Consider the following 1,846-nt stretch of genomic DNA (forward strand, 5'->3'; position numbering starts at 1 on the left):
GGCCGACTTCACGCGCAAGGGCTTCGTGCAGGGTCGCAACGTGCGGCTCATGACGGTGTCGGTGCGCCCCGGCCGGCCCAACGGCGCGGCCTCCAGCTTCCTGAGCGGCATGCTGCGCGAGCCGCTGGCCGGCGAGCGCGCGCGTTGCCCGGTGTCGCCCGACACCGCGGTCGCGCTGGCCTCGCCCGGCAACACCGTGGCGGGCATCGTTCGCGCGGCCACCGCCAGCGCCGCGGAGTGGGGCGCACGCACGGCGATCAACTTGCCCGCATTGACGACCACCGTTCGCGAGATGGCCGATGCGCTCGAACGCATCGCCGGCAAGGAAGCCACCGGCCTCATCGACTGGGAGCCCGATGCCGCCGTTGCAAAGATCGTCACCAGCTGGCCCAGCCGTATTCATGCCGCGCGCGCCGAGGCGCTGGGCCTGAAGGCCGATGCCAGCTTCGACGCCATCTTGCGCGACTACGTGCGCGAGAACGCGCAGGCGGTGAAACTGCCCGTCGCGACGACGAAGGGCTGATACATGGCCAAGTTGCTGCTCGGCTGCATTGCCGACGACTTCACCGGCGCCACCGACCTGGCCAACAATCTCGTGCGCGCCGGCATGCGCGTGGTGCAGGCCATCGGCGTGCCCGAAGGCCCGCTTGATGCCGACGTGGATGCCGTGGTCGTCGCGCTCAAGTCGCGCACCGTCGCGCCGGCCGAGGCCATCGCGCAGTCGCTGGACGCATTGCGCTGGCTGCAGGCGCAGGGTGCGCGGCAGGTCTACTTCAAGTACTGCTCCACCTTCGACAGCACGCCGCAGGGAAACATCGGCCCGGTGACGGAGGCGCTGATGGATGCGCTGGCGTGCGACTTCACCATCGCCACTCCCGCCTTCCCCGACAACAAGCGCACGGTGTTCAAGGGCTACCTGTTCGCCGGCGACGTGTTGCTCAACGAGAGCGGCATGCAGAACCACCCGCTCACGCCGATGACCGATGCGAACCTGGTGCGCGTGCTGCAGGCGCAGTGCAAGCGCAAGGTGGGGTTGATCGACCACACGGTGGTGGCGCGTGGCGATGCAGCCATCACGGCGCGCATCGAACAGCTGAAGGCCGCAGGCGTGTCCATTGCGATCGTCGATGCGGTGTCGAATGACGACCTGCTGCGCATGGGCCCTGCACTCGCGAAGATGCCGCTGCTCACCGCGGGCTCGGGCGTGGCCATCGGCCTGCCGGCAAATTTCGGGCTCGCCCCGTCATCGCAGGCCAGCGCCTTGCCCCCGGCCGGCGGCCACAAGGCCATCGTGTCCGGCAGCTGTTCGCTCGCGACCAATCGCCAGGTGCTCGACTTCATCCAGCGCGGCGGCGCGGCGCTGGCCATCGATCCGCTGCGCATCGCCGCGGGCGTGGACGTGGCCGCCGAAGCGCTGGCGTGGGCCGCACCGTCGCTGGACAAGGGGCCGGTGCTGGTCTACTCCACAGCCGAAGCCGGCGCCGTCAAATCCGTACAAGGCAAGCTCGGCGTGGACGAGGCTGGCGCCATGGTGGAGCGCACCATCGCGGCCATCGCGCGGGGTCTGGTGGACCGAGGTGTGCGCCAACTGGTCGTGGCCGGTGGTGAAACTTCGGGCGCATGCGTACAGGCGCTGGGCATCGCACAGATGCAGATCGGTCCGCAGATCGACCCCGGCGTGCCGTGGTGTCACGCACGCGCCGAAGCTGCGCAGGGTGCGGGCTTGCACATTGCGTTGAAGTCGGGCAACTTCGGATCTGACGATTTCTTTACCAAGGCGTTTGCTGTTCTTTGACATCTTGCGGTTCTGCGTGTTGCTGCTGTATTGGTTCATTCAGGGCGACGC

At 68.4% G+C, this 1,846-nt stretch carries 1 protein-coding gene and 1 pseudogene; both read left to right on the forward strand.

The window, feature by feature from the left end; genetic code table 11:
• A pseudogene (locus DBV14_RS33110) lies at positions 1–523 on the forward strand (NAD-dependent epimerase); the annotation flags it as partial.
• A gap of 3 nt (positions 524–526) precedes the next feature.
• Entirely contained in the window at positions 527–1,795 is a 1,269-nt protein-coding gene (gene otnK / locus DBV14_RS33115) for a 3-oxo-tetronate kinase (RefSeq protein WP_124466482.1), read from the forward strand.
• Positions 1,796–1,846 lie beyond the last annotated feature (51 nt).

The sequence above is a fragment of the Variovorax sp. KBW07 genome (assembly GCF_003852515.1).
Taxonomy (GTDB): Bacteria; Pseudomonadota; Gammaproteobacteria; order Burkholderiales; family Burkholderiaceae_C; genus Variovorax.

Excerpts from the sequence above, each read along its gene's own strand:
- otnK (WP_124466482.1), top strand. The coding sequence starts at position 527 with ATGGCCAAGTTGCTGCTCGGCTGCATTGCCGACGACTTCACCGGCGCC.